Source organism: Muricoccus nepalensis, assembly GCF_006438825.1.
Classification (GTDB): Bacteria; Pseudomonadota; Alphaproteobacteria; order Acetobacterales; family Acetobacteraceae; genus Roseomonas; species Roseomonas nepalensis.
Genome location: NZ_RCZP01000091.1, coordinates 1 through 5,144 on the forward strand (window position 1 = coordinate 1; position 5,144 = coordinate 5,144).

General features: G+C 68.9%; 4 protein-coding genes and 2 pseudogenes. 4 read left to right on the top strand and 2 right to left on the bottom strand.

Annotated elements, in window-relative coordinates; genetic code table 11:
- Positions 1 to 202, top strand: a pseudogene (locus EAH89_RS31670) (IS21 family transposase); the annotation flags it as partial.
- Positions 199 to 1,062 carry an IS21-like element helper ATPase IstB gene (gene istB, locus EAH89_RS30225; RefSeq protein ID WP_140887801.1) on the top strand — a complete coding sequence of 288 codons (864 nt, stop codon included), beginning with the start codon at positions 199 to 201 and terminating at the stop codon, positions 1,060 to 1,062. The pseudogene EAH89_RS31670 and the gene istB, both read left to right, overlap by 4 nt.
- Before the next feature lie 87 nt (positions 1,063 to 1,149).
- On the opposite strand, the pseudogene EAH89_RS30230 reads toward istB, so the two are convergent.
- Positions 1,150 to 1,554: pseudogene (locus tag EAH89_RS30230) on the bottom strand (transposase); the annotation flags it as partial.
- 209 nt (positions 1,555 to 1,763) lie between these two features.
- Here EAH89_RS30230 and EAH89_RS30235 point away from each other — a divergent pair.
- Positions 1,764 to 2,147, top strand: a complete 384-nt coding sequence (locus tag EAH89_RS30235) for a hypothetical protein (RefSeq protein WP_140887804.1) — start codon at positions 1,764 to 1,766, stop codon at positions 2,145 to 2,147.
- A 183-nt stretch (positions 2,148 to 2,330) separates the two neighbouring features.
- On the opposite strand, the gene EAH89_RS30240 is transcribed toward EAH89_RS30235, so the two are convergent.
- A complete protein-coding gene (locus tag EAH89_RS30240; RefSeq protein WP_140887806.1) occupies positions 2,331 to 4,655 on the bottom strand; it encodes a bifunctional diguanylate cyclase/phosphodiesterase in 2,325 nt (774 codons plus the stop codon).
- Between the two features lie 272 nt (positions 4,656 to 4,927).
- Here EAH89_RS30240 and EAH89_RS30245 point away from each other — a divergent pair.
- Positions 4,928 to 5,144, top strand: a 217-nt coding sequence (locus tag EAH89_RS30245; protein WP_140887747.1) for a transposase, incomplete at its 3' end; no start/stop codon positions are given.

Below are 5,144 nucleotides of genomic sequence, written 5' to 3' on the forward strand. Positions count from 1 at the left end.
GGAGGTGGTGGCCGCCGCGGTGACCGACGCCATCCACCTCGGCGCCATCGGCTATGACGCGGTCCGGCAGATCGTCCTGGCGCGGATCGAGCGGCGCCCGCCCAGGCTCGACCTGACCGCCTACCCCTGGCTGCCGGGCACCGAGGTGCGGATGACCCGCGCCGCGGACTACACCACGCTGCTGCAGGAGCGGGTGGCATGAGCGCGGCCGATGGCATGCCGCATGGCACCAGCCAGGGAACGCCGCAGATCCTGCTGGCCCACCACCTCAAGCAGCTCCGGCTGCCGACGGTGCTGCGCGAGTACGACAAGGTGGCCCGCGAATGCGCCCGCGACGGCGTCGACCACCCTCGCTACCTGCTGCGCCTCCTTGAGCTGGAGTTGATCGACCGCGAGCGGCGCCTGGTGGAGCGGCGCATCCGCCAGGCGCGGTTCCCGACAACCAAGAGCCTCGACAGCTTCGTGTTCACCGCCATTCCCAGCCTCAACAAGATGCTGGTCCTGGAGCTGGCGCGCTGCGAGTACATCCTGGGGCGCGAGAACATCATCGCGCTCGGCAACAGCGGCACCGGCAAGAGCCACGTCGCCCTCGGCCTCGGCCTGGCCGCCTGCCAGAGAGGGTTCAGCGTCGTGTTCACGACCGCGGCCCAGCTGGTGCACCAGCTGATGGAAGCGCGTGACGAGAAGCGCCTGCTGAGGCTGCAGCGGGAGTTGCAGGCAGCCAGGCTGCTGATCGTCGACGAGCTCGGCTACGTGCCGCTGTCGCCGACCGGCGCCGAGCTGCTGTTCGAGGTGTTCAGTCAGCGCTACGAACACGGCTCCACCATCGTCACCTCGAACCTGCCTTTCGAGGAGTGGACCGCGGTGCTCGGCTCGGAACGTCTCACCGGCGCCCTGCTCGACCGGCTCACCCACCACGTCCACATCCTGGCGATGAACGGCGAGAGCTACCGCCTGGCCCAGTCCACTGCCCGGCGGCGCCACTCCACAAAGGCCGCGCCAGCTGAAGCCGTCGCAGGCGAGCAGATCGACCCGGATACCGGCGAGATCCTGCCCCGATAACCGCCACAAAAACCAGCCGCAGACCTGACTGGCCCCCGATCGATAGCCAGTCGGCTCTGGTGCCGCCAAGCCGTCAGTGGCCTTGTTTTACTCCGCCGCGCTGGCCTGGTTTTGCTGCGCCGTTGACAGGAGATAGATGACAGCGCAGGCGAGGGTCGTGAGGGCGAGATGGAGGTCAGCGGGGCGTTCGTAGCGGACGGTGAGGCACCGGAAGCGGGCGAGCCAGACGAAGATGCGCTCAACCACCCAGCGGTGTCATCCGAGGCGGGCACTGCTCTCGATGCCCCGCCGTGCGATGCGTGGCGTGGTGCCGCGGGCGCGGCACTCACGACGGCAGCGGCGGTGATCGTAAGCCCTGTCGGCATGAAGCTTGGTGGACCTGCGGCGGGGAGGCCTCCTGCGCCTGGCCCGCACGCCCGACACAACATCGAGCATGGGCGCCAGCATGCGGCTGTCGGGGCGGTTGGCCCCGCTCAGCGTCAGGCCGAGCGGCATGGAGCAAAGGCCTGACCCGCGAACCGTGATCCGTATCCTTGTCGGTCAGCGCCGACGCGGCGATCCACCCAGTGTCGGCATCGGTGGCGGAGTGGGAAAGCAGCGCCGCCCCGCTGAGCAGCCTGACGGGTAGAACGCACTTTCCATCACGTCAGCGAGATGAAAGCTGGACCTGTCAGGGTGCCGTCGTGCAACGAGGCTGTCCCATGTCGAGCGATGAACAGGCGGTACGGGCGAGCATGAACCAGGCGCTGCAGAGGGCATCGCCGGACGTGTTCGCCCCAGGCCGTGAAGCGCTGCTGCGCCTCGCGGCCTCCCTTCGCGAGCAGCCCGGCGATAGGGCGCCCTGCTCGGCTCCCCCACCATCCGCCCTTAACCAACTCCTTCAGCAGGCGCTTATCGCGAGCCTCAAGAAGCGCCTCGATGGACTGCACGATACCGCCGCACGCCGCGAGGCCTTGGACGAGGTCTGCGGGCGTCTCACGGCCATCCTCTTCTCCTTGTCCTCCTCACGTGAGGAGGCGTGGAAGCACTCCGCCTTTGTCGCAGCCGCCCTCCACGCCGCCGCCGAGCAACTTGCTGGCTTCTGAGCGGAGCACAACGACCCGCTCTGGTCCTGCAAACGTCCTCACACGGCTCTGATTGCAGCATGGCGCACACGGGTGAGTACTCCAGGCGAAGGGTGCGTCTCGATCGTCGTGCCTAGGCCCGAAGTTGATCACCAGATAGAGTGGCAGATGGTCGAAGCTGATCAAGCATGTTGCGTACGCACCTCATGCGGCCGCCGCTGCTGATCCGCCATGCGTCAGCTCATCATAACTTGTGATCGGCTGAGGCTTGCCGATGAGGTAGCCCTGGATCTCCGCGCACTGGGCAGCCTTGAGGACGCGGAACTGCGCCTCAGTCTCCACGCCTTCGGCGACGACGGGCAGGCCGAGGCCACGGCTCAGGCCGAGAATGCCGTGTACGAGGGCCGCCGAGTTGTCGCTCTCGGTCAGCGAGCTGACGAAGCTGCGGTCCATCTTCACGCGGTCGAAGGGGAAGTTCCGGAGCATGCTGAGGGAGGAGTAGCCGGTGCCGAAGTCGTCGAGCGAGAGCTGCACGCCGAGGGATTTCAGCGCGTCCAGGGTGCGGCGCGTGCGCTCGGTGTCGGTGATGAGGAGGCTCTCGGTGACCTCGATCTCGAGGCGTGCGGGGTCGAGGCCGGTTTCGGCAAGGACATCCCGGACGAGCTGGGGAAAGTCGCCCTGCTGGATCTGGAGGGCGGAGACATTCACGGCCACCCGCAGCGGGTTCGCCCAGCCCGCGGCCTCGGCCGCGGCGGTGCGCAGGACCCAGGCGCCGATCTGCAGGATGGCGCCGGAGGCCTCGGCGATGGGAATGAAGACGCCGGGGCTGACCGGCCCGCGCTCCGGGTGTTGCCAGCGGAGGAGGGCCTCGAAGCCGCGGACGCTGCCGGTCGCGGAGTCGGCCTGGGGCTGCCAAGCAAGGGTCATCTGGCCGCGGGCGACGGCCTCGCGCAGGTCGCGCTCGAGCGCGTGTCGGCGGCGCACCTCCTCGTCCATGCCGGCGTGGAAGAAGGCAACGTCGGCGCGTCCGCACTCCTTGGCGCGGTAGAGCGCGATGTCGGCGGCGCGAAGCACCTCCTCCGCCGTGGCGCCGTCCTCGGGGAAGAGGGCGACGCCGGCCGAGAGAGAGATCGTCACCTCCGCGAAGCCGAGGTCGAAGGGCTGCGAGAGCGCCCCGAGGAGCCGCTTGGCGAGGGCCTGGGCGCGGCCGGGCTCGTCGGTGAGCGAGAGGAGGATGACGAACTCGTCGCCGCCGGTGCGGGCGCAGAGGTCGGTGTGGCGTAGGCAGGCACCGACGCGTTCCGCGACCTTCTGCAGCAGCAGGTCGCCGGCGGCGTGGCCGTAGACGTCGTTGACGGGCTTGAAGCGGTCGAGGTCGAGGCACAGCACGGCGAAGCCTGGCCCGCCGAGCCGGCCGCGGGCGATCTCCTCCTCGAGGCGCTGGCGGAGGAGGGTGCGGTTGGCGAGGCCGGTCAGGACGTCGTGGTGCGCGAGGCGCTCCATCCGGGTCTCGGAGGCAATCCTCTCGCGCAGGTCGCGGAGCGCGACGACCGTGCGGGCGCCGGAAGCGGTTTCGATGGGGCGGCGCCGGAGCTCCACGGGGATGCCGCCTGCGAGGACGGCCGTAGCGTCCTCAAGCGCGCCGCTCTCAAGGAGAGAGGCAAAGGAGAGGCCGATAAGATCCTCTCGCGGGCGGCCGGCCAGCCGGGCGAATTGGCTGCTCGCATCGGCCACCCGGCCCGCGTCGTCGAGCAGGGCGAGCGCCTCGAAGGCGGCGTCGGCGAGGCCGCGCAGCCGACCGGCCTCAGCCGCCCGGGCGGCGAGATCCATCCTTGCTTCAATGGCCAGCACCATGAGGGCGGCGAGCAGCGCGACGGCCGTGATCGTTGTGACGAGGAGCAGGAGCTGCGCCCGCGGCAGAGCGGCCGGCGGCACAACCACTTCCGGGTCGGGCCATACGACCACGCCGCCCATGCCCGTGAAGTGCAGCGACACGATCGTGGCCACGAGCAGCACCGCGCCTGCCAGCCGCCGCCAGGAGGAGGCGTCGCGACGAAGCATGAGGAGCGCGAGGGCGCCGAGCCCGGCGGCGAGCGCGAGGGAAGCGGCGACGTGGCTGGGGGCAAAGGACAGATGGCCGGGCACGCGCACCGCGGTCATACCGAGGTAGTGCATGGCCGCGATGGCGATGCCGAGCAAGGCGCCTCCGGCCGGGCGGCACCAGGGGCGGCTGCCCGTGGACCAGAGCACGAAGCCCGCGAGGCTGCCAACGAGCGCTACCCCGACGGAGAGCAGCGTGGGCGCGAGGGCGAAGCCCATGGGAAGGCCGGGATCGTAGGCAAGGAGGGCAACGAAATGCGTCGACCACGCGCCTGCGCCGATGAGGACGGCGGCAAGCACGGGCCGGATGCGTCCAGGGCCACGCAACGACAGGGCGCAGGAGAGGGCGGCCGTGACGCAGAGCGCTGCGGCAGCCAGGACGACCCAGGGGTCGTGCTGCTCGGTCAAGCAGGCGAGGATCTGGATCATGAGCACCCGGCGATGAACGGCTGCATCTGATCAAGTCAGGCTTACGGGGGAGTAAACCCAATTAATCACAGAAGCTTGTGTCGGATCAGTGCGTCCGTTTGGCACGGAAGGGTTCTGAATGGTCACCCATGTGTCGTGTGGTCCGCCGAACTCTCGCTTCGCGGCAATCCTAATCAGCTGAAACAGCTTTAAGTGTCCATCCGGGAACAGATGAAGGCATTTGAATCGGTTGTGATTGGCTCGCCGCAGCGGGTTGAGGAAGAAGAGCGTCCATGTGGACGCCCGAGAACCGGCCCAGATACGACCGCAGCCAGCTGCGCTACCCGAGCGATCTGACCGATGAGGAATGGTCGATCGTCGGCCCGCTGATCCCGCGCGCGAAGCGCGGCGGCAACAGGCGGTCGGTCGACGTGCGCGCGGTGCTGAATGGGGTGATGTACATCCTGAGCACTGGCTGTCAGTGGGCGGCGCTGCCGAAGGATCTGCCGC